Annotated in this window: 24 protein-coding genes and 1 riboswitch; all 24 genes read left to right on the plus strand. The window is 46.3% G+C overall.

Annotated elements, in window-relative coordinates:
• Positions 1 to 156: 156 nt before the first annotated feature.
• The 24 genes from pylB to EYS13_RS03465 all read left to right on the plus strand — a co-directional run bounded on the left by pylB (position 157) and on the right by EYS13_RS03465 (position 22,735).
• Positions 157 to 1,275, plus strand: a complete 1,119-nt coding sequence (gene pylB / locus EYS13_RS03350; protein WP_227765915.1) for a methylornithine synthase PylB — start codon at positions 157 to 159, stop codon at positions 1,273 to 1,275.
• Positions 1,266 to 2,426: a 3-methylornithine--L-lysine ligase PylC gene (gene pylC, locus EYS13_RS03355; RefSeq protein WP_227765917.1), complete on the plus strand. Its 1,161-nt coding sequence runs from the start codon at positions 1,266 to 1,268 to the stop codon at positions 2,424 to 2,426. The genes pylB and pylC overlap by 10 nt, the downstream gene beginning before the upstream one ends.
• Before the next feature lie 51 nt (positions 2,427 to 2,477).
• The gene (gene pylD, locus EYS13_RS03360) at positions 2,478 to 3,335 is read left to right on the plus strand and encodes a 3-methylornithyl-N6-L-lysine dehydrogenase PylD (protein ID WP_227765921.1); all 858 of its coding nucleotides are present in this window, start codon (positions 2,478 to 2,480) and stop codon (positions 3,333 to 3,335) included.
• A gap of 71 nt (positions 3,336 to 3,406) precedes the next feature.
• Positions 3,407 to 3,934 (plus strand): YqeG family HAD IIIA-type phosphatase, encoded by a 528-nt coding sequence (locus EYS13_RS03365; protein ID WP_227765923.1) that lies wholly within the window; start codon positions 3,407 to 3,409, stop codon positions 3,932 to 3,934.
• A complete protein-coding gene (locus EYS13_RS03370; RefSeq protein ID WP_227765925.1) occupies positions 3,915 to 4,793 on the plus strand; it encodes a shikimate dehydrogenase in 879 nt (292 codons plus the stop codon). The genes EYS13_RS03365 and EYS13_RS03370 overlap by 20 nt, the downstream gene beginning before the upstream one ends.
• A 72-nt stretch (positions 4,794 to 4,865) precedes the next feature.
• Positions 4,866 to 5,339, plus strand: coding sequence for a MerR family transcriptional regulator (locus EYS13_RS03375; protein ID WP_227765927.1), 474 nt, complete (start codon positions 4,866 to 4,868; stop codon positions 5,337 to 5,339).
• Between the two features lie 136 nt (positions 5,340 to 5,475).
• On the plus strand, positions 5,476 to 6,633 hold the full coding sequence (gene aroC / locus EYS13_RS03380; protein WP_277998246.1) for a chorismate synthase: 1,158 nt from the start codon (positions 5,476 to 5,478) through the stop codon (positions 6,631 to 6,633).
• Positions 6,634 to 6,636: 3 nt separating this feature from the next.
• Positions 6,637 to 7,173 carry a shikimate kinase gene (locus EYS13_RS03385; RefSeq protein WP_227765928.1) on the plus strand — a complete coding sequence of 179 codons (537 nt, stop codon included), beginning with the start codon at positions 6,637 to 6,639 and terminating at the stop codon, positions 7,171 to 7,173.
• Positions 7,154 to 8,233, plus strand: coding sequence for a 3-dehydroquinate synthase (aroB, locus tag EYS13_RS03390; RefSeq protein ID WP_227765931.1), 1,080 nt, complete (start codon positions 7,154 to 7,156; stop codon positions 8,231 to 8,233). Before EYS13_RS03385 ends, aroB begins: the two co-directional genes overlap by 20 nt.
• Positions 8,234 to 8,261: 28 nt before the next feature.
• The gene (gene gspE, locus EYS13_RS03395; RefSeq protein WP_227765933.1) at positions 8,262 to 9,956 is read left to right on the plus strand and encodes a type II secretion system ATPase GspE; all 1,695 of its coding nucleotides are present in this window, start codon (positions 8,262 to 8,264) and stop codon (positions 9,954 to 9,956) included.
• 10 nt (positions 9,957 to 9,966) lie between these two features.
• Positions 9,967 to 11,022: a type IV pilus twitching motility protein PilT gene (locus EYS13_RS03400; protein ID WP_227765935.1), complete on the plus strand. Its 1,056-nt coding sequence runs from the start codon at positions 9,967 to 9,969 to the stop codon at positions 11,020 to 11,022.
• Between the two features lie 91 nt (positions 11,023 to 11,113).
• A riboswitch (cyclic di-GMP riboswitch) is annotated at positions 11,114 to 11,199 on the plus strand.
• A gap of 65 nt (positions 11,200 to 11,264) precedes the next feature.
• Positions 11,265 to 12,470: a type II secretion system F family protein gene (locus EYS13_RS03405; RefSeq protein WP_227765937.1), complete on the plus strand. Its 1,206-nt coding sequence runs from the start codon at positions 11,265 to 11,267 to the stop codon at positions 12,468 to 12,470.
• Positions 12,471 to 12,498: 28 nt separating this feature from the next.
• Entirely contained in the window at positions 12,499 to 12,888 is a 390-nt protein-coding gene (locus EYS13_RS03410) for a type II secretion system protein GspG (protein ID WP_227765939.1), read from the plus strand.
• Positions 12,889 to 12,993: 105 nt separating this feature from the next.
• Positions 12,994 to 13,737: a prepilin peptidase gene (locus EYS13_RS03415; RefSeq protein WP_227765941.1), complete on the plus strand. Its 744-nt coding sequence runs from the start codon at positions 12,994 to 12,996 to the stop codon at positions 13,735 to 13,737.
• A gap of 133 nt (positions 13,738 to 13,870) precedes the next feature.
• Complete coding sequence (locus tag EYS13_RS03420) at positions 13,871 to 14,347, plus strand: prepilin-type N-terminal cleavage/methylation domain-containing protein (RefSeq protein WP_227765943.1); 477 nt, start codon at positions 13,871 to 13,873, stop codon at positions 14,345 to 14,347.
• Positions 14,328 to 14,708: a type IV pilus modification PilV family protein gene (locus EYS13_RS03425; protein ID WP_227765945.1), complete on the plus strand. Its 381-nt coding sequence runs from the start codon at positions 14,328 to 14,330 to the stop codon at positions 14,706 to 14,708. Before EYS13_RS03420 ends, EYS13_RS03425 begins: the two co-directional genes overlap by 20 nt.
• A complete protein-coding gene (locus EYS13_RS03430; RefSeq protein ID WP_227765947.1) occupies positions 14,705 to 15,181 on the plus strand; it encodes a PulJ/GspJ family protein in 477 nt (158 codons plus the stop codon). The genes EYS13_RS03425 and EYS13_RS03430 overlap by 4 nt, the downstream gene beginning before the upstream one ends.
• Before the next feature lie 16 nt (positions 15,182 to 15,197).
• The gene (locus EYS13_RS03435; RefSeq protein WP_227765950.1) at positions 15,198 to 16,601 is read left to right on the plus strand and encodes a pilus assembly PilX family protein; all 1,404 of its coding nucleotides are present in this window, start codon (positions 15,198 to 15,200) and stop codon (positions 16,599 to 16,601) included.
• A gap of 81 nt (positions 16,602 to 16,682) precedes the next feature.
• Entirely contained in the window at positions 16,683 to 17,753 is a 1,071-nt protein-coding gene (gene pilM, locus EYS13_RS03440) for a type IV pilus assembly protein PilM (protein ID WP_227765952.1), read from the plus strand.
• Entirely contained in the window at positions 17,754 to 18,302 is a 549-nt protein-coding gene (locus EYS13_RS03445; RefSeq protein ID WP_227765954.1) for a PilN domain-containing protein, read from the plus strand.
• The gene (locus EYS13_RS03450) at positions 18,299 to 19,090 is read left to right on the plus strand and encodes a type IV pilus inner membrane component PilO (protein ID WP_227765957.1); all 792 of its coding nucleotides are present in this window, start codon (positions 18,299 to 18,301) and stop codon (positions 19,088 to 19,090) included. The genes EYS13_RS03445 and EYS13_RS03450 overlap by 4 nt, the downstream gene beginning before the upstream one ends.
• A gap of 16 nt (positions 19,091 to 19,106) precedes the next feature.
• Positions 19,107 to 19,859: an NPCBM/NEW2 domain-containing protein gene (locus tag EYS13_RS03455; protein ID WP_227765959.1), complete on the plus strand. Its 753-nt coding sequence runs from the start codon at positions 19,107 to 19,109 to the stop codon at positions 19,857 to 19,859.
• 135 nt (positions 19,860 to 19,994) lie between these two features.
• Positions 19,995 to 21,380 carry a TldD/PmbA family protein gene (locus tag EYS13_RS03460; protein ID WP_227765962.1) on the plus strand — a complete coding sequence of 462 codons (1,386 nt, stop codon included), beginning with the start codon at positions 19,995 to 19,997 and terminating at the stop codon, positions 21,378 to 21,380.
• A gap of 11 nt (positions 21,381 to 21,391) precedes the next feature.
• Positions 21,392 to 22,735 (plus strand): TldD/PmbA family protein, encoded by a 1,344-nt coding sequence (locus tag EYS13_RS03465; protein ID WP_227765963.1) that lies wholly within the window; start codon positions 21,392 to 21,394, stop codon positions 22,733 to 22,735.
• Positions 22,736 to 22,786 lie beyond the last annotated feature (51 nt).

Consider the following 22,786-nt stretch of genomic DNA (forward strand, 5'->3'; position numbering starts at 1 on the left):
CAGCGTGGTATACATTGCCACGCTGTAGTCTTTTTAAATTAGCTGCTGGAGAAAATTATATGCAATAGCCATGGAAAAACAGCAGCAGGAAACTGGTAAAAACTGTAGAAGTTATAAGCAGTCTAGTACGTTATTAAGCTATAGGAAGGTGACTCTATGGCAGTTCCGGGCCAATCATTTGATTTGGATCAAGCATTGGATAAAGCGTATGATGAAATCCCGCTTAGCAAGGCGGAAATTCTAGGTTTGTTGAATTTAACCGGGCGGGCGGAAATAGAGCAGGTTTTTGAGGCAGCTAGAGCATTGCGCAGGAGATATTTTGGCACTGAGGTCTTTCTTTACGGATTTGTTTATTTTTCCACTTACTGCCGAAATGATTGTGCCTTTTGTTATTACCGCAAATCCAACCAGGGTACCGTACGCTATCGTAAGGAGACAGGTGAAATAGTGGACACGGCATGCAAGCTGGCAGAATCAGGAGTCCATTTGGTTGATTTGACGATGGGAGAAGATCCTGAGTATTTTTTAGAGAAACGCACCGGATTTGAGGGACTGGTGCAAATTGCGGAGCAGGTCAAAAAAGCTACTAAGTTACCATTAATGGCATCGCCGGGGGTTGTACCTGACCAGGTTTTGGTGGAATTAAAAAAAGCGGGTGTTGATTGGTATGCTTGTTATCAGGAAACTCATAACCGGACGCTTTATAGCAAACTGCGCCTAAAACAGAGCTATGACGAAAGGTTGAGAAAAAAGAAATTTGCCAGGCAGTTAGGCCTTTTGATTGAAGAGGGATTGCTTACCGGGGTAGGAGATTCACCGGAGGACATTGTAGTTTCCCTGCAAGTAATGAAACTGCTAGGCGCCCATCAAATTAGGGTGATGAGCTTTGTTCCTCAAAAAGGCACTCCCATGTACAAAGAGGAACCAGTTTCGCGTTTGCGGGAACTGTTAATTATTGCCGTAATGCGTTTACTCTTTCCCGAGCGGTTGATCCCGGCTTCCCTGGATGTGGATGGGATTGTGGGTTTAAAACAGCGCTTGGATGCAGGGGCTAACGTGGTAACATCCATTATTCCCCCTCAAGCGGGTTTGTTGGGGGTTTCCCAGAGTTCATTGGATATAGAGGAAGGTTACCGGTCGGTTAATGGCGTACTGCCGGTGCTCCAGGCTTGTGGACTTGCTCCGGCAAGCCTGGAGCGATACGTTAGTTGGCTCGAAAAGCAGCGGCAGCAGTCTTTAAATTCGAAAAAGGCGGGAGCAAAAGGATGCGAGTAGCTATAATCGGAGGAAGGCTCCAAGGAGTTGAGGCGGCTTACCTGGCTAAAAAGGCAGGCTGGAAAGTAACATTGCTTGACAAAGACAGTTCAGTTCCTGCCATGGGACTGTGTGATACTTTTTATTGTCTGGATGTAGGCTGTCATAAGGAATTAAAAGCAGTTTTAAAAGGGGTTGACTTCATAATTCCTGCTCTGGAAAATAAGCAAGGTTTGGAAGGAATCAGTCAGGTGGCTAAAGAGGTGGATATCCCCCTGGCATTTGATGCTCACGCCTATGCCATCTCTTCCTCCAAAATTGAATCTAATAAATTGTTTAAGGATATCGGAATACCTATACCTTGCCTCTGGCCTGAATGCGCTTTCCCGGTTATTGTCAAGCCTTCCGGGGCCAGCGGCAGTCAAGGGGTTTGTTACATTAAAAACAGCCAGGAATTATCCCGGCTGTTGGATGACCTTGGCGGTACCAGCAATGACCTGGTTATCCAGGAGTTTTCGGACGGTCCTTCCTTTTCCATTGAAGTATTGGGTTTTCAAGGCACTTACCAGGCATTGCAGGTAACGGAACTTGAGATGGATGCTAAATATGACTGCAAGCGGGTGCTGGCCCCGGCTTTGCTTTCCGAGGATTTGCGCCGGCAGTTTGAGCATTTGGCGGTTTTGATTGCGGGAGCTTTAAACCTAAACGGGATCATGGATGTGGAGGTAATCTTGCAGCAGGGTCAATTCCAGGTACTAGAGATAGATGCCAGATTACCCAGTCAAACTCCTACAGCCGTATATAAGTCGAGCGGTGTGAATATGCTCCAGTTGTTAGGAAAAATGTTTACTGAAGGACAGCCTGTGGAGCTTCTAAAAGTGGAAGAGGCGAAGGGAACAGTTTACGAACACATTTGGATAACACCGGACAAACTGGAAGTTTGTGGGGAGCATATTATGTCTGAAGCCGGCCCGTTACAGTTAAGAGATGATTTTTTCGGCGCCGATGAGGCTATAACCAATTACTTGCCGGGCAAAGACGCCTGGGTAGCTACCCTGATAGTCACCGGGGAAAATCGCCGGGAAGCCTGGGAGAAGAGATGCGAAGTTATTGCCAGGATCAGCAAGGAGTTGCGCTTGGGAAGATATGTTGATCCGTCTCCCCAGTTTTAACGAACATCATTTAAACCGTTTCCCACGTAAACTAAACTTGAGGTGAGTTGTATGACTAGGCTCTGTTCAGCTGATGTACGGGATATTGGACTCCAGTTAAAGGTATATAATCAGCAGCTGGTAAAAAAAACGGGTTATACCTTAGGCCAGATTGCTGCCCATGCTGCTGGGGTAGAAAAAGAGTATTTATCCCGCAGGCAGGAGTTCAACGTGGCAGTAATTCCGGTAACCAACGGTAAAGGAATCATTGAAGGATTTGGGGAGGCGGTGCGCAGTATCGTCAGTTTCCTTGGGTTTAACGCTTTTCTCACCGAAAGTACTGATGTGTCCGGTTTGGCAGAAGCTTGCCAAAAAGGCGCTGATGTCATCATGCTGGCAGATGACTACCGTTTTGTGGCCATTAACCTTGCTGCCAAAAAAGTGGTTGATAATGCCGCCGCTACGGCCAAAGGTTATGTGGCCGCCCTGAGTTTCATGGCCGGAGGTTTGGCCAATAAAGAGGTTTTATTGTTGGGCGCAGGACGTGTGGGCAGGAATGCTGCTTCTGCTATGGTCCAGTTGGGAGCCTCTGTAACAATTTACGATGCGGACTTTGAAGTTAGCTGTAAATTGGCCCAGGAAATAAAGGCGAAATATAATATCCAACTTACAGTTGCAACTAAGCTGGAGGAGGCTTTGGTGCAGCACAGGATTCTTTTTGATGCCTGTCCCGCCGCCGGTTTCATTCAGCCACAGCACGTTACGACGGAGACGCTGATTGCTGCACCTGGTATACCGCTGGGCCTTGCCAAATCATGCCTGCCACTGGTGGCTGACCGTTTGCTGCATGATCCGCTGCAGCTGGGGGTGGCCACTATGATTGTTGCAGCTGCTCATGGGAGCGGTTTGGATTTTGGTGGTGCAATATAGGCCTGGCATGGGAACTTTTGTTTTTCAGGCTTTTATGTTATAATTAGTTAAATTTTGCGGGTGAGGTCGATATGAGCGCTAAATCCATTTTACAACCCAGTTTATATGTAGAAACGCTTTTACACATTCCTTTAGCCGAGCTGGCTGCCCGCGGGATCAAAGGCTTGATTATTGATCTGGATAACACCATCACGGAATGGAACAGTCCGGAGTTAAAAGAAGAGGTTTCGGCCTGGTTTAAAAGTTTAGCCGGGTATGAGCTGAGAGCATGTATAGCCTCCAACAACAGCCGGGACAGGGTGGAGCAAATTGGGCGCAGCTTAGGGATTCCTGCTATTCACAAAGCCGGTAAACCGCGACGGAAGGCCTTTCGTCAGGCAATGAACGTACTTGGGACCAACCAACATACTACAGCCGTAATAGGTGATCAGATATTTACCGATATACTGGGAGGAAATCGTTTAGGAATGTATACCATCCTGGTAAGCCCTCTTAACCCCAGGGAATTTATCGGAACACGCCTTGTGCGCAAACTGGAGCGATTGGTATTAAAAAAGTATTTCAATAAAGGGGATCGTTATGAAGGAAATTACAAGTAAAACGCTGATAACCGGTATTTTTGGCTACCCTTTGTCCCATACATTGTCGCCAGCCATGCATAATAAAGCTTTTGAGGCCTTAGGACTAGATTACGTTTATTTGCCTTTCCCGGTTTCTCCTGAAAATTTGCCTCCAGCGGTAAAAGCTCTTTCCGCATTGGGATTTAAAGGAGTAAATATTACCATACCGCATAAGGAAACAGTCATGAAATATTTGGATGAAGTGGCGAAAGAGGCTGAACTCATTGGCGCGGTTAACACAATTGTTGTCAAAGAGGGAAAGCTTTGCGGTTTTAACACTGACGGCAGCGGCTTTTTAAATTCTCTGCGGGAAGCTGGCTTTGATCCAAAAGGCAAAAAAGCTGTGGTGCTGGGAGCAGGAGGGGCTTGCCGGGCAGTAGCCATGACCTTAAGCTGGGCAGGAATTGGCAAACTCCATCTTGCAGCCCGTTCTGTTGCCAAGGCGGAAAATTTGGCCCGGGATATCAGCAACTTTTCATCAACTTGGCTGGAAGTCTCAAACCTGGAAGACCTAACGGAGCAAGCTATCGGCGAAGCTGATTTAATTATTAACACCACGCCGGTAGGGATGTATCCCCACGTAGACGAACTGGCTCCGCTAAATACCAACGCTTTGCACCGGGGACAGCTTGTCTGTGATTTGATTTACAACCCTTTGCAAACAACTTTATTAAAGGAGGCAGGAAAGCAAGGCTGCGCAACTTTAAATGGCATAGGCATGCTTGTTTATCAAGGGGCCGAATCTTTTTCCCTCTGGACAGAAAAATCGGCACCATTAGAGGTTATGCGGCAGGCAGTACTAAACAATGTCGGGAAAAGTAGGAAAAAAGTGCCGTAATTTAGCAGGAATTTGTAGCTTTCCTTGCGAAAATGCATTCAAACAGCATTTTGGGCAAGGAGTTGATGCTTTTTGACCGAAAAACTTACCATTCAACAAGTGAGCCATATTTTGCAGGTCGAGGTTAGTACCCTTCGCTTTTGGGAAAAAGAATTTGAAGAATACCTTCAGCTAAAAGGGAACAAAGGTGCACGCAAGCGCTATAATCAAGACCAGCTGGAGGTCTTTTCCCAAATTAAGGAACTGCTGCAAACGGAACAATATACTATTAAAGGAGCCAAAAGGCGCTTGGAATTGGATAGAACTTTAGCCAGTGCATTAGGGGTTGAACAGAATTTTAAAACCACGGTTTTCCACATGTTTAACGCAATTATGGAGGAACTGCAAAAAGCCAGGGAAGAAAGTAAGAAACTGGCCCACGAGGTACAACTGTTAAGAACGGAGAAGGAGTTAATCGAAGGAAAGTTGTTGGAAGAACAAAATAAAGGGTTGTTTGAGTTTTTACGGGACAAGTTGCAGTTGAAAAAGACAAGTGAAGCCAGTTAGGCCGGATAGTTCCGGTCTTTATTTTCTATCCAGCCTGATGTATGATTTCACCAGATGTATGATTTCATTATTTTTTACTACAAAATCTTTCCAAACAGGCTATAATAGTATTAACTTAGCTTAAAAGGAGTTAAACATGATGCGCTTTTTAACTGCGGGAGAATCCCACGGAAAATGCTTACTTACGGTAATCGAAGGAATTCCGGCGGGACTGACCCTAACCAAGGAGGATATAGACAAGGAGTTAGCACGGCGTCAGCATGGTTATGGCCGGGGGGGAAGGATGAAAATAGAGCAGGACCAGGTGGAGATCCTTTCCGGAGTCAGAGGAGGACTCACTTTGGGGAGTCCTGTTGCTCTAAGCATTAGCAACCGTGACTGGGAAAACTGGCGGGATACCATGAGTCCTGAACCGGAGGCCAACTTGACTGACCGGGCTGTAACCCATCCCAGGCCTGGCCATGTTGATTTGAGCGGTGCAATCAAATACGGTCACCGGGATATGCGGAACGTACTGGAAAGGAGCAGCGCCAGGGAAACAGCAGCCAGGGTGGCTGCGGGAGCGGTGGCCAAAAAGCTGTTACAAACGCTAGGCATAGAAATAGTGTCCCACGTGATTAGCATCGGTCCGGCAGCATTAACCCGTAGCCTATCTTTAGAAGAAATTCTGAGCAACGCCCCGGTTTCTCCGGTCTTTTGCGCGGATCCACATGCGGAGCGGCTGATGCTGGCTGAAATTGACCGGGCCAAAGCTCAGGGGGATACTTTGGGCGGCGTTTTTGAAATCATTTGCTTAAATTTGCCCGTGGGCTTGGGAAGTTATGTCCACTGGGACAGGAAATTAGACGGCAGGCTGGCCCAAAGTATAATGAGCATTCAGGCGGTTAAAGGCGTGGAAATCGGCCTGGGTTTTGCCGGTGCCAGGATGCCGGGTTCTCAAGTTCAGGATGAAATAATGTACACCTCGGAACGGGGTTTTTATCACCCCACCAACAACGCCGGCGGTTTGGAGGGCGGCGTGACTAACGGTGAACCCTTGGTGATCAGGGCGGCAATGAAACCGATTCCCACATTGATGCAGCCGCTAAAGAGTGTTGATTTCTTAACTAAGAAGCCATATCAAGCGGCCATAGAACGTTCCGACGTTTGTGCGGTACCGGCAGCGGCAGTTGTCGGCGAAGCTGCAGCAGCTTTTACTTTGGCGGAGGCAGTTCTGGAAAAATTCGGGGGAGATAGCATGGAGGAGCTCGGTTCCCGGGTAAAGCAGTACCGGACATACGTGAGGCAGGTTTAAGAGATGAAATCCAATATAGTATTAATTGGTTTTATGGGGACAGGTAAGAGCAGCATAGGTCGCCAACTGGCCAAGGTTTTACAAAAAGATTTTATAGATACTGATCAGGAAATTGAGCGTTTAACAGGGCTTACTATCCCCCGGATTTTTGCCAAACACGGCGAGGTTAGGTTTCGTTCGGAAGAAAAGCTGATGGTAAAAAAAGTGGCTAAACGGGAGAACTGCGTGATTAGCACCGGGGGCGGGGTGGTATTAGCGCCGGAAAATGTGGCTGAACTGAAAAAGAACGGGATTTTAATCTGTTTATCTGCTTCGCCGGAAACCATTTTAGCCCGAATAGGCAGGGGAAGCAACCGCCCCCTGCTGAGGAAAAAAAAGAGTATTGAAGAGATCCGCCGCTTGCTGGAAGATAGGGAACCTTACTATCGCTGTGCCGATTTTTATATAGACACTACCGGCTTACAGACGTCTGAAATTATTGAAAAGATTGTGCAGTTATTGCGGGAAAGAGGACGCGATCATGCAGAAAGTAAAAGTTGATTTGGCTGAGCGCAGTTACTGGATAATAGCCGGAAGGGAACTACTTGATGGCTTGGGTAAAATGTTGCTGGACTTAAAGGTCGGCAAAAAATGCCTGGTGGTTTCCAATAAAACGGTTTTTGGCCATTATGGCGAGCAGGTTGTAAATTCTTTAAAACAGGAAGGCTTCGCTCCGGAAGTAGCGCTGGTTGAGGACGGAGAAAACGCCAAATCTTTGGATTGGGCGGCGAAGCTCTACGACAAGGCTGTTGAAGCGAGGCTTGACCGCACCTCGCCGGTTATTGCGTTAGGCGGCGGAGTGATTGGTGATTTAGCGGGTTTCATTGCAGCTACCTTTATGCGCGGAGTGCCCTTGGTTCAAATTCCAACAACTCTTTTAGCTCAGGTCGATAGCAGTGTAGGCGGAAAAGTAGCCATCAATCATCCCAAGGGCAAGAATCTGATTGGGGCATTTTATCAACCCCGCCTGGTGGTAGCCGATTTGACAACTTTAACAACGCTTCCTGCCAGGGAAATCCGTGCCGGCATGGCAGAAGTAATTAAGTACGGGGTTATCTGGGATGCTTGCTTCTTTGAATACCTTGAGCAGGAAGGGAAGAATGCGATGGAAATGGACTATGAAGTTCTGCAGAACATAGTTGTGAAATCCTGTTCCATTAAAGCCCAGGTGGTTGGCCGGGATGAAAGGGAAAATAACCTGCGGGCGATTTTAAATTATGGGCATACCATAGGGCACGCCTTAGAGACTTTAACGGACTATAATTTTTACAGCCATGGGCAAGCTGTAGCCATTGGCATGGCTGTTGCGGCTGAAATGGCTGTTAAAATGGGATTGATAGCGGAAGAGATGGGCCGGCGTATTACGCGGTTACTAGCAGCTTGCGGCTTGCCTGTAACTCTTCCTGCAGATTTTGCTCCCGAAGCAATAGTTAATTGTATATTGCTGGATAAAAAAAATAAGCAGGGACTGGTCAGTTTTATCCTCCCCGAGGCTATAGGAAAAGTTGGGATTTATCAATTTTCACCTGAGCAGGTTTTGCAATACCTAAAAGAAAGATAGATGAACGGCAAGGTGGGCGGAAGTTGTGGTGGTCAGAAAGAAATTAGGCGAACTATTGGTGGAAAGCCAGCTGATTACCGCGGAGCAGTTGAACCAAGCGTTGCGGTCTAAGAAGCCCGGCGAAAGGTTAGGCCAGGTGCTGGTAAGCCTTGGGTATGTAACGGAACAGGATATTATTAACGTCTTGGAGTTTCAGCTGGGTATTCCGCAAATCAAACTTAGTGAGCTGAGCTTGGAGTTAAACGTAGTCAGGTTGTTGCCGGAGTCCATAGCCAGAAGGTATAATGCCATACCCGTTAAACTGAATGATGGTTATTTAACGGTGGCTATGGTAGATCCTCTCAACGTGGTGGCTCTTGATGATATCAGGCTTACAACCGGTTATGAAATTGAGCCGGCTATTGCTACTGAAGAGGAGATAACCAGGGCTTTAGCAGAGTACTATGGGCTGCAGGATTTGGCTGATAAAGTATTACAGGAATTGGAAATAAGCCAAGTGGTGGAAAGACCGGAACTGGTCCAGTTAGGGGAAGGGGCCTCAGACGGAAACGAGGCACCGGTAGTGCGTGTTGTCAACTCCATAATTCAGCAGGCTATAAAAACAAGAGCCAGCGACATTCATCTCGAGCCTCAGGAAGATAAGGTGCGGGTGAGGTTTAGAGTGGACGGCTTGCTGCGCGAAAACATGGCACTGCCTAAAAACTCCGCCGCCTCTATAGTCTCCAGAGTGAAAATTATGGCCGAGATGGATATTGCAGAAAAAAGGGTCCCACAGGATGGGCGGATACAGCTTAAGGTTGAAGGCAGGGAGATCGACCTGCGGGTTTCTTCTCTGCCAACCATTTTCGGTGAAAAAATTGTCATGCGTATTCTGGATAAATCCAGCCAGTTAATAAGTTTGAACAAGTTGGGATTTAGGCCGGAACTGTTGAACGCGTACATTAACCTAATCAATATTGCCTATGGCATGATCCTGGTCACCGGGCCCACCGGGAGCGGTAAGACAACAACCCTCTACGCTACTCTAAACGAAATCAACACTGCCGAAAAGAATATAGTTACAATTGAAGATCCGGTTGAATATGTTTTAGAAGGAATCAACCAGATCGGGGTCAATACCAAAGCCGGGCTTACATTTGCCACCGGCTTGCGTTCCATCCTTCGCCAAGATCCTGATGTAATTATGGTGGGTGAAATCAGGGACGGAGAAACGGCTGATATTGCAGTGCGGGCTGCAACTACCGGTCACTTAGTGTTCAGCACTTTGCACACCAACGATGCCGCCGGAGCCTTACCGCGCCTGATTGATATTGGAGCGGAGCCATTTTTGGTGGCTTCCTCTGTGGCAGGTGTAGTAGCCCAGCGGTTAGTGCGCGTAATTTGTCCAAAATGTAAAAAGGCATATCAAGTCCCACCCGGTGCGGCGGAAAGGCTGTTTTTGGCAAAGCCGGAAGGAGACTTGACCATTTTTAAAGGCGTTGGCTGTCGGGAGTGCGGTAATACGGGCTATAAAGGGCGCATGGCAATACATGAGGTACTGCATGTTACCAGGGAAATTCGGGAGCTGATTATGGAAAAGGCGCCGGCGGAAACTATTAAGCAGCAAGCGGTAAAACAGGGCATGGTGACTTTAAAGGAGGATGGCGTACAAAAAGTGTTGTGCGGGCTGACTACAGTGGAGGAAGTAATGCGGGTTGCTTACAGCGAAACGGCAAGCTGGTAGGAGGGAAAAAATGCCCATTGATGATTTGTTAAATCAGGCAGTTAAGTTTAAGGCTTCTGATGTACATTTGACTGTAGGAAAGCCGCCGGTGTTCCGGATTAACGGCGATTTACAGCCCCAGCAAAGTTATGGTATTTTATTGCCCGAACACACCGAAGGGTTAGTAAAAGAAATTCTAGATGAAGAGAAGTTTAAGATTTTGGCCCAAAACGGAGAATTGGATTTTGCTTACTCTGTTCACGGTTTGGGAAGGTTCCGGGTGAATGCATTTTACCAACGGGGCACCGTCAGCATGGTGTTAAGACTGATTAATGCTGAAGTACCTGCCCTAGAGGAGCTAAATCTGCCTGCCGTACTTGTGGACTTGACCAAAAAGAATAAGGGCTTGGTGCTGGTAACAGGGCCCACCGGGAGCGGCAAATCCACCACCTTGGCGGCAATGGTTGACAGGATCAATTCTGAGCGCAGCTGCCATATTATCACTTTGGAGGACCCGATCGAGTACATGCACCAGCACAAAAAAAGCATAGTAAACCAGCGGGAAATCGGTTCCGATTCCAAAAGCTTTGCTACGGCCCTCAGGGCTGCGCTGCGCCAGGACCCTGATGTTATTATGGTGGGGGAGATGCGCGATTTAGAAACTATTGCTACTGCCCTTACCGCAGCCGAAACGGGCCACCTGGTTTTTGCCACATTACATACTGGAAGCGCTGCCCAGACCATTGACCGGATTATCGATGCTTTTCCGCCTCACCAGCAGTACCAAGTCCGGGTGCAGCTGGCAGAAACACTCCAGGGAATTATCTCCCAGCAGCTGCTCCCGCGCGTAGACTGTCCCGGGCGGGTGGCTGCAGTGGAGGTACTCATAGCTACGCCGGCTGTGCGCAACCTGATCAGGGATGGGAAAACCCACCAGATTTACTCCAGCATTCAGACCGGAATGAAATACGGGATGCAAACAATGGATATGGCATTAAAAAACCTTTACCAGGCAGGTATAATCGGTCGCGAGGAGGTATACTTACGCGGCAGCGACCCAGCCAACGTGAATATAATGCTGGACTAAAGGGTTGTAATAAAAAATGTACGGGCATAAAAAGGAATTTTAGACATGAAGGCGAATATATAGTCTGCACAGCCAAATAATGTGTTGATCCCCAAATATTAGGCAAACCTGTCGAAAGGCAGGGACGCAAAGCTGCGGACCTACAGACAAACAGTCTATGGTAGCCGGGCTGCCGAAGGTTTAATCATGTAACCCGGTACCCGGCTTTTTGCGTACTCTTCAGCTTTAGGAAGTGTTTAGTAGTGCCAACTTATAGTTACCGCGCCAGGGATTTATCGGGACAGCAGGTGAAAGGCCTCCTGGAGGCGGAGAACAGGGAAGCCGCAGTGGAGAGGCTCCGGGAGCAGAAACTATTTATCACTGCAATCCACGAAGCGCGAGCCTCATCCATTACCTGGCGGACAATCAGACAGGAAAAAATCCCGGGCCGGCATATGGCGGTGTTTTGCCGCCAGTTTTCCACCATGATTAACGCCGGCTTGCCCGTTTTAACCTCATTGCTGATTTTAAAGGAGCAGACAGAGAACAGAACATTGCGCCAGGTAATAGGGCAGGTTGCCCAGGATTTGCAAAAGGGCGAAACCCTGGCTGATGCTTTCCGGGCCCATCCTAAGTTAATCCCTGACCTGATGGTCAATATGGTGGAGGCTGGGGAGGTTGGCGGCGTGTTGGACGAGGTGCTCTCAAGACTGGCTGTTCATTTTGAAAAAGAGCACGCTATGCGGGAAAAAGTAAGGTCTGCCATGACTTATCCGGTGGTAGTGCTATGTGTGGCATTATTGGCGGTGATTTTTCTTTTAACATTTGTTTTACCTGCCTTTCAAGGGATTTTAACAAATTTAGGAGTGGAAATGCCTTTTTTGACCAAGGTGATTCTGGGCATAAGCGCTTTCTTGCGCACCTTCTGGTATCTTGGCTTATTGTCCATAACACTTTTTGCCGTTGGAGTAAAAAAAAGCTTAGCAACCGAGCGGGGCAGAACAGTTTGGGATAAATTCACCCTTAAAGCGCCTGTATTGGGCGCTTTAACCCAGAAGGTGATCATTTCCCGCTTTGCCCGAACATTAGGGACTTTGTTAAAAGGTGGCGTTCCTATTCTCCAGGCTCTTGAGGTTGTTAAGCGCACTGCGGGTAACAGGGTTGTTGCTGAGGGAATTAGCAAGGCTCAGGTCAACATCAGGGATGGCGGGGGTATGGCTGGGCCCCTGGCCGAATGCGGAGTATTTCCTCCCATGGTAATTCAAATGATCGCTATAGGGGAGGAAACGGGGGTGCTGGACAGCTTGCTGGAGAAACTCAGCGACTTCTATGACGGGGAAGTGGACAACATGGTCAGCAGGCTCTCCAGCATTATCGAACCGCTGATGATCCTCTTTTTAGGCGGTATAGTTGGTTTCATCATTTTGGCAATCCTGTTGCCGATGTTTAAGATTATTGGTTCTATTTAAGTGGGAAACCGGGAAAGGAGGTGAAACCATGCTGAAATGGTTTAGGAAGCTGCTGAAGGATGAGAAGGGCTTTACTTTGATTGAGCTAATGGTGGTAGTTGTAATCATTGGTATTTTAGCGGCCATTGCGGTTCCGGCTTTTTCGAATTCCTCAGATAAGGCTAAGGTGAGCAAGGCGAAAGCAGATCTTAGAACTCTGGAAAGTGCTTTGGCTGTATACTATGCTGAAAATAACTTTTACCCAAATAGTCTTAATGATTTGGTGACAGGTAAATATATTAAACGACTGCCAAAAGATCCTTGGGATAATGATTATGTATATTCTATCAGCTCTGGAAGTTATAACTTATATTCCAAAGGATCAGATGAAGATGATGATAATGGAGAAGCTGGTGATATAAATTCTAGAGACTTATAAACTTATATATATATATAATATACGTATATTATATATATATATATGATTTACGGCAGGGCAAAAGCCCTGCCTTACTCTATATGCTAAGTTAACTTGAGGTGTCAAATGCTTTATTTATTTACCTTCTTCTTTGGCCTAATCATCGGCAGCTTCCTTAACGTCTGCATAAATCGTATTCCCAGAGGCGAATCTATTGTTGCACCGTCTTCCCGCTGCGAAAGCTGCGGAGTGAGGCTTAAGCCCTGGGATTTGGTGCCGGTGCTTAGCTGGCTGCTGTTACGGGGCAGATGCCGCTACTGCGGGGCAACAGTATCTCCCAAATATCTTATAGTCGAGCTGTTAACAGGTTCCCTGTTTGTTTCGCTCTTGGCTGTTAAGGGTTTATCAGCTGAACTTATTCCTTATTTAACATTAACTTCTATTTTAGTTGTCGTTGGTTTCACTGATCTGGAACATTACCTCATTCCCAACAAGGTAATTATTGCCGGTTTTGTTTTGGGTGCGGGATTACATATCTTTTTCCGGCATTTGGATTGGAAGGATATTTTCTTAGGCTTTTTGGCCGGGGGAAGCATACTTTATCTTTTGGCTGTGCTCAGTAAAGGGGGCATGGGGGGCGGCGACATCAAGCTGGCTGCCCTGCTGGGGTTTTACCTTGGCTGGCAAGGGGTGCTGCTTACCCTCTTTTTAGGCGCTTTGCTGGCTTCCGTTACAGGAATTTGGTTAATAATTCTGGGCAAAAAAAGCAGGAAGGACCCTCTGCCTTTTGGAGTTTTTTTAAGCATTGCTGCAATGATTTCCATGCTGTATGGCGGAAATATTTTAACTTGCTATTTAAATGCTTTATAACTAATTTGTATTATCTTCCTTGAGACTAACATGAAAGCAGCTACAAACTTATAAGGCAAAATTTACCTGGCTTTCCGGAAGTGCAGGAAATAATTAAGAAGTTGTCGAATTGGCTTATAAGAGGTCGATTAAGATGTCTAGCTTCCCGGTAAAACAAGAACAGGGGTACACGTTCCTGGAAATCATGATAGTGGTAGTTTTGATTGGCTTGTTCTCTACTGTGGCTTCACCTGCTGTGGAAAGTGTTGTTGCCCGCCAGAGGCTGATAGCAGCGGTCAGAACTATGACCGTTCATTTGCGTGAAGCTCAACAATTAGCCATTTCCAGGGAGCAAAGTGTCACTGTTTTGTTTCGCAGGTATAACAGCTTGGCTCTGCCAAACTCTTATACAATCAGGTTTTCCCCTTCGGAAATTTATGCTACCGAACGTTTGGAAGATGGAATTATCCTGGCTTATACAAGCTTTGCAAATCAGATGCTTGTCTTTAATACTCTTGGCGCAGCTAATGCGGGACATGTTCGGCTGGAAAACAGCAGAGGAGACAGGATGTATATAATTGTTGACCAAGTTGGAAGGGTGAGAACCAGCGATGTTCCGCCAAGTACTTAAAGAAGAAAGGGGTTTTACCCTCGTTGAATTGATGATAGCGGTTATAATTATGTCCGTGGCATTAATTCCAATGTTTTCAATGTTTGATTTCGCAGTCAAATCACAGCAACAAGGTGAAATGGAATTACATGCACTGTATTTAAGTCAAGGAAAGATGGAAGAGCTACTGGCCGATTATTACCAGAACAAAGCTTTTTTAACACCGGAAGCCAAAAGCGAACAAATAAACGGGTATACTGTCAGCACTTATATTGGGGTTCCTTCCGGAAATTTGCAGGAAATTCAGGTTGCTGTTTCATATACTTTTCATGGGAAGCAAAAAAAAGTTAGCTTGACTACAAAGGTGGTAGAATACCCATGAAGGTGATTCAAAACGAAAAAGGGTTGACCTTTGTGGAATTGCTGGTAACCATGACCATATTTGGCTTGATCATAATTTCCTTATACGGCCTTTTAGATTCGGGGTTACAGTTGTTTAAAAAATATGATTCACGCCTGGAGCAATTACAGCATATGCGGGTTGCCATGGAAACTATCGGACGAGATTTAAGGGCAGCTCAGTCGGCTGCATTTAATCAAAATTTAAAACAGCTGACACTGAGTGTTTACGGCAAAACGGTGAAATACGGTCTGGAAAGTGAAAATATTTACGGCCCCTCAGGATTAAGGGGCAAGCAGTTATGGAAAGATACCCAAAACCAGCCTTTAGCCAGTTATCTGGATGACTTTACAGTAAAAATTGAAAACTATTTTGTTGAAGTTACCTTGGCTGCCAAAAGCCCTGAGGGTAAAACATTGGTATTAAAAAATTCATTTGCTTTAAGAAATAAATGATAACGGGAGCGGAATAATGTACCTTGATAATTCCAGAGGTTCTGCTTTCATAGCTGCCATCATGGCAGTGCTCATTGTGCTGACCCTTGGCCTTGGAGTTTTATCTATGGCTACCAGCGAGGGCAAAATTTCCAATAATCATCTCAAATCGACACAAGCTTTTTATATTGCGGAAGCAGGAATAGCAGAAGCGGTTAGTGTGCTTCTGGACAACCCGGATGCGCCAGAGGGAGAAATAATTAACAAAACTATTGGGGCTGGCACAGCAGTTGTTAATTTAGACTGGTCGGGAAACATAGCTACTTTGACTTCAGTGGGAAGAGTGGGGGAAACAAAAAGGACTGTAACGGAAAAAGTTAAAGTTATTGCCCAGTCCGCTCTTAAAAGCGCCATAACCTCCTTTCAAGGTTCAAACGGTTGGTTTACTTTAGGCAATAACATTGAGATCGACGGGGATATCAGCACCGGGGTTGGCATAACGATAGGCAATAACGTTAACATCGACGGACTGATTTATTCAAATCGGGAACAATGGGTTGCGCCTATTTATCAGGATAAGTTGATTGTTGATGAGGATTTGGCTTTACCGGAATTTCCGGAGTTACAGGAAATTCCCGCTTGGCAAAAACCAGGTGATTTAGGTACTCCTGTTGTATATGGATATGTGAACGATGCTGATAAGTTTGCAACAGGAGCTAAATATTATCAAGCCGATACCGTTATTCTTGACAAGGGCCTGGAACTCAATGGGGTATATATTGAATGTACTTATTTATCCTTGCCTACGAATCATAAATATAGCGGTATAACTTTTGATCTAACCGGGAGCTCCGGTAGTATATCGGTCGGCCAGAAGACGGAGCTGAATAATGTCAACTTAATTTCCGATTCCATCACTATTAGCAACAACGTTGTAATTAGAAATTCCACAGTCCAGGGAAAGACGATTAACGTTGGAAACGGCGCAGTGCTGGAAAACGTCAAATTACTTGCCGAAACAAGTGTTAATATAGGCAACAACTCAGTAATGAAAAATGCTACAATTCAGGGAAAGACTATTACCATTGGAAATAACGTCTTGCTGGAAAACGTCAAAATACTTGCTGAATCAAGTGTGACTATTGGCACTAGCGATAGTAAGCCTAAGAAACCTGAAGATATTCCAAATGTAGGTTATATAATAAGCAATGGTACTATAACTTTAGGTAATTTCAGTTTACGAGGCTACATTCTCTCCCATAGTCAATTAACTGTAAGTAATAATAGCTTTATTGTAGGGGCTATTGGGGCCGGAGGTTTGACCATAGGCAATAATACGGAAATCATCGCTTCCAACAACACTGGGGCACCTGTCCCTCCGTCCATGGGCGGAGTGGAAATAACCAAACAAAGTTGGTCCGAAGGGATGGTTAGTCAATAAGTTGCTCAATATCTCTATGAAAAAATATCAATTGTGTGCGGAGGCTGATGATTTACACATTTGCAGGAAGGAGGGGGTTACATGCGTGCATGGAAAAAATTTTTTAATAAAATCCGTCCCACCATCGGCATCGATATCGGTTCAACCAGCATTAAAACCGTTGAACTGCATGGCAATAGCCGTAACTTGCAACTGGTCAGTTCTCATCGCCGAATTACCCCTCCTGATGCTATAGTTGACGGGGTAATTAGTAATCCCGGAGCTGTAGTTAAAGAATTGAATGAAATTGTTGAACACCAAGGCTGGCAGGGACGTCAGGTAGTCACTGCTATTGGGGGCAGGAAGGTTGTAATCCGGCACCTGAAACTGCCTGTAATGCCTGATTCAGAACTGAAGCAAGCGGTCCATTGGGAAGCTGAAAAATACTTGCCTTTCGGCAAGCAAGAGTTAGTGCTTGACTTTGCTAGCTTGGGTCAGGTCGGGGGCGAGAGTGGTAAACAGCTTTTGATTCTTTTGGCTATCGTACCTAAGGAAGTGGCTATGGGTTATTACGAAGTATGCAGTGCCGCCGGATTGGATTTGGTGGCTATCGATATTATCCCTTTAGCCCTGCAAAGAGCTCTTTTTTTTGCGGAAACCAATGCCCAGGAAATTGCGGTAGCCGATATAGGGGCAGAATTGACTACTTTCAGTGTAATCTCGGCTGGAAAAGTGAGTTTTGCCAGGACTATCGCCGCTGCGGGCCGCTCTATTAACAAGGCTATTGCCAATTCATTTAACTTGGAAGTTGCCGCTGCCCAAGAATTGAAGGAAAAAGCAAGTGACGTTTTTGAAATTAAAAGTCCTGAAATGAAAGCAACAGAGTTCCCTGGTCTGGAGGTCATAATCCGGGACAGTTTGTTGGAATTGGCTCAGGAGTTGCGCCGTTCTATTGATTTTTGGCGGACCCAAAGCAATGGAAAAAATATTGCCAAGCTAATTTTGACCGGAGGCACTGCCCGTTTGACGGGGATAGACCGCCTTCTCAGCCAGGAACTGGAACTTCCTGTAGAAATAGGCCATCCTTTAAAACATTTGCTTGACTCAGGAAAAGTACTGGAGCCGGATTTTGCTGTAGCCAGCGGTCTGGCAATGAGAGGAGTAGGGGATTAAATGGCGGCCCGGATCAATTTACTGCCTGTTGAATTGCGGCAGGATTTGCCCGTTGATTGGCAGAGGCTCTTGCCCAAAGTGGCAATTATTGCCGTAGTTACCGCAGTCATAAGTGCTTATCTGTTCTTTTTGGGGTTTAGCTTTACCTTAAAAGTGCAAGAGCAAAAGCTTGATCGTCAGTTAGCAACCCTGGAACCTCGCATGAAAGAGGCACGGGAAGCACAACATTCCATTGCTGCCTTGGAAAAGCAAAAAATGCAGCTTGAGGAGATTCTGCGGAAAAGAACCGAATGGAGCCAAATCTTGTTGGAAATTAATGATATATTGCCGCAAAACACCTGGTTGACGTCTTTAAGTGTTGACGGGGAAGGGAGATTAGTTTTACAAGGAAAATCATTGGACCTCACTGCACTTGGTGTGTTTGTCCATGAATTGAACCGCTTGCCCTATTTCACAGCAGCCAAGCTCACGCAAGCTGAATCCGGCACGGAAGGGGAAACGGCGGTAATAAATTTCCAGATAGTTGCGGCAGTTGGAAAAGGAAGATGAAAGAAGTGTGGCAGAGGCTTTCACCGCGGGAAAAAAAATTAATTGTGCTATTAGCTGTTGTTGCTTGTTTCACTTTTGCGCTTCGGGTGTTTTGGCTTCATCAACTACCCCATTTCCAAGCACTGCGGTCACGTGTGGAACAAAAAAGAGCAGAATTGCAAGATTATCAGATGCTGATTAAAAGGTTGCCGGAACTGCTACGCAGTCAGGAACAAGCGGAGAGGGAGCTGCAGGGTTTGCAAGCCAGATTTGCTTTAGATCTTCAGAGTGGCTCCCCATTGGTACAGCTGGGGGAGAAGGCTAATAAAGTTCAGCTTTTAGGGGTATACCCCCAGGATGTTATTGCCAAGGACAATTATTTAATATTGCCTCTAAAGCTAAAAGTTAGCGGACCATATTTGAGCGTTTTGGAATATATGCAAAGCTTGGAGAATATGCCCAGCGTGGCGGAGGTTGCCTACCCAAACATTTCCGCCGGTGAGGATGAGGGAGTGGTTCAAGCGGACTTCATTTTAAATTTCTATAGCATGAAAAATGTGCAGACTGCACAATTAAACGGGCAGTGGCATTTAGGCAGGCTTAACATTTTTAGTCCGGTCGTACAAGAATCTCCTTCCCAGGAGAGTGAACCGCAGCCGGAAGGTATCCCTGACCAAAACGGGCGTACTTCTAAGGGAGGGGATGTACATGTTGAGCCCGAACAGGAAACTCAGGACGAAAGTAGGACAGAACAAAGGGAAAAAACCCCTAAGGGACCAGCCATTGATTACAAATTTCCTGTGCGGTAGAAAGGGGTAGGAAGTCTTGTCTAAACAAAAAATAATTAAGTCTTTAAGGATAATTTTGCTGGGCTTTTGTTTGCTTGCTTTTTTTACTGCCGGAAGTTTTGCCGCTGCGCGAAAAGTAACCAAGATGATTCCTGTAACCTATCAAAATATAAAACTGTTTGTAGACGGTAAACAAATCGCTTTGCCGGAGGAACCTTTTCTCGTTGAAGGTAAAGGCGTGGCAATGGTGCCAATCAGGGTAATCAGTGAAGCGCTGGGCAAAGAGGTTACCTGGGACGAAGAAACTTCCAGCATCTTTATCGGAAAACCTGCGGACGGGGAATTAAATGAGAAAGTGTCCAGGCCAAAGGCTACTCCCATAAGTCAGTTAACTGTACTGCGCAATGTAGGCCCTTTTTATGAATTAAAATCCCGCAATCTAATGATAGCCGGCAGGAAATTTGCCGGAGGAGTGGCCGTGGAACTGGCCGGAGAAAGCCAGGCAGAGGCGGTACTGGAATTAAAAGGTCAATATAGTTCCATGGAGGGTTTCCTGGGGGTCGATGACGAAACCAGCAATAGTTCCAATGGTTTTAGGGTGACTATCTTCGGTGATGAAATAGAGAAATACACAAGCCACGTTATCAAACCCTCTGATTATCCATATTATGTCAAAATTGACGTGCGTGGGGTCAAACGTCTAAAGATTAGGTTAGACAGAGTGGACATCCAGGTGGGGGAATACGATAAAGTAATAGCTGCTTTGGCCGATTTTAAATTTTTTAAGTAGACTATTGTGACGCGGCCCCTGTTACAGGGGCCTTTTAATTAGGAGCAATGTGTATTGCTTTCTTCCTGCAGGAATATTTTAACGGCGCTTGAATAATACTACAAGGAAGCTTAAAGCATTGAAAGAGGTGAATGTATGCTGGAGAAAAAAGATTTAAGTCATGTTTTGGAGATAGCTCTTCAGCGGGGCGGTGATTTCGCTGAAGTTTATTTGGAACAAAAACAAACCACCGGCATCGCCTGCGAAGCTGATAAGATCGAAAGGGTTGTCTCAGGTAGTGACGTGGGTGCCGGCATCCGGGTGATCAGCGGAGAAAACACCTTGTACGCTTTTACTAATGATATCAGCAAGGAAGGACTGACTAAAGCTGCAGACATTGTATCGAGGGCCGTACAAGGGGCTCAAAAGGACATCACTTTGGATTTGCAAATCGTCAAGCCGGAGCTGGATTTTCCCGTCGTAAAAAGGCCGGAAGCTGTACATATCGATGATAAGGTTGCGGTTGTCCAGAAGGCCAATAAAGTTGCCCGGGCTGTGGATGATAAAATCAAGCAGGTAACGGTAAGCTACGGAGATGTGGTACAAAAAGTGACTATAGCCAATTCTCTGGGTAACTTTGTAGAAGATGAACGGGTGAGAACCAGGTTGGTGGTGAACGCCGTGGCGGCAGAGGGCGGCGTAATCCAAACAGGTTATGAAGCTATCGGCGGTTTCGCCGGGTTTGAGTATTTCGAAGAAAACACTCCTGAAGATCTGGCCAATCAGGCCGCCAAGCGGGCAGTATTGATGCTCCAGGCCAAACCTGCACCGGCAGGTAAGATGCCTGTAGTTATGGCCGGTGAAGCGGGTGGAACTATGGTACACGAAGCCTGCGGTCATGGCTTAGAGGCTGATCTGGTGCAAAAGAAACTTTCAGTTTATGCCGGAAAGAAAGGCAAGCAGGTTGCCTCCGAACTGGTCACTGTTGTAGATGATGCCACTATCCCGGGTAAATACGGCTCCTTCCGGTTTGATGATGAAGGTAACCCCGGTGAAAAAACAGTTCTAATCGAAAATGGCATCCTCAAGGAATACATGTATGATTACCTTACCGCCCGAAAAGAGGGGCGTAAATCGACAGGAAACGGTCGGAGGGAATCCTACCAGGATAGGCCCATACCCCGAATGACCAACACATTAATCGCTCCCGGGAAGACTGATGCCGAGGAAATAATCCGCGAGACCCAAAAAGGCTTGTTTGTGAAAAAAATGGGTGGAGGCCAGGTTAATACTACTACCGGAGATTTTGTTTTCGACGTTACGGAAGGCTATTTAATTGAAGACGGCAAAATTACCGTTCCTGTAAGGGGGGCAACTTTAACCGGCAATGGCCCTGCAGTTTTAAAAATAGTCGATGCGGTAGGCCGGGATTTAGGTTTTGCCATCGGCACGTGTGGCAAGGACGGGCAAGGAGTCCCGGTTTCTGATGCACAACCAACACTTAGAATTCCGGAACTAATTGTAGGCGGAATATTGGATTAGGGGGGCAAGTCATGGCACGTGAATATGAACAAAAAGCCCAACTGGCTGTGGAAAAGGCTCAGCAACTGGGTGCATCCATGTCTGAGGCTTATATCGCCACCGGTAAAGAGTTGAGTATAGAAATCAGCAATCAACAGGTTGAAGCGCTGAAAATGGCTGATGAACACGGTTTGGGCATGCGGGTGATTGTAGACGGGAGGATGGGGTTTGCCTACAGCAGCGATTTAAGCGACCGGGCTATTGAGCAAACTGTGAGGCAGGCTCTTGCCAATGCGGAAAAATCCCATGCCGATGAGCACAATGTTTTGCCTAAACCCAGTTCACAATACCCGGAACTGAAGTTATTAGACGAACAAATAGCAAAAACAGCTATTGAAGATAAAATTGCCTTGGCCAAAGAGATAGAATTGCAAGCAAGATCCTACGATCCCAGGGTGAAGATTACCGAGAGCTGTACTTATCAGGATGCAGAGTATACTGTTACGCTCTTTAATTCTTACGGTATAACAAAAACTTATCAGGGAGCGTACTGTGGCGCCTATGCTTATGTTGTAGCGGAAGAAAACGGGGATAATCAGACGGGGTTTGGTTTGACTTTTAGTTTGCGCTATAAAGATCTTGATCCGGCCAAGGTAGGCAAGGAAGCAGCCCAAAAGGCTGTCCGGATGCTCGGGGCCAAAGAAATAGGCACTCAGAAAGCGTCAGTAGTGCTGGACCCCTACGTTGCCACTAATTTTCTCGGGGTGCTTGCGCCCGCCCTGTCGGCCGAAGCAGTCCAAAAGGGCAAGTCGGTATTTGCCGGTAAAATAGGTGAAAAAGTTTCTTCAGATGTAATTACGATCATCGATGACGGCGCTTTAGAAGGTGCAATCATGTCTTCACCTTTTGACGGCGAAGGTGTGGCTACGAGGCAGACTACTTTGATTGCTAATGGGGTCTTACAAGGATACCTGCATAACACCTACACTGCCAGGAAAGAAGGAGTTGAATCCACAGGTAACGGCATCCGGGGTACATTCAAGAGTACACCGGAAGTGGGAACCACTAATTTCTATATTAAGCCCGGCCAGGTAACGCAGGAACAGCTGTTGAAGGACATCTCCAAAGGTTTATACGTCACTGAAGTGATGGGAATGCATACTGCCAACCCCATTTCCGGAGATTTTTCTGTAGGAGCTGCTGGGATCTGGATTGAAAACGGAGAACTCACCACGCCTGTACGGGGGGTCGCGATTGCCGGAAATATCATTGACTTCCTGGAAGCAATAGATCTAGTCGCCAATGATTTGACTTTTTTTGTGGGACGTGGCGCGCCCACTGTGCGGATTGCCAGGATGACCATCAGCGGAAATTAACTTAATCTTAAAAGCTCTATCCAAGTAAAAAAAAGTATGGTAAAATTCTAC

This window comes from Zhaonella formicivorans (assembly GCF_004353525.1).
Taxonomy (GTDB): domain Bacteria; phylum Bacillota; class DUOV01; order DUOV01; family Zhaonellaceae; genus Zhaonella; species Zhaonella formicivorans.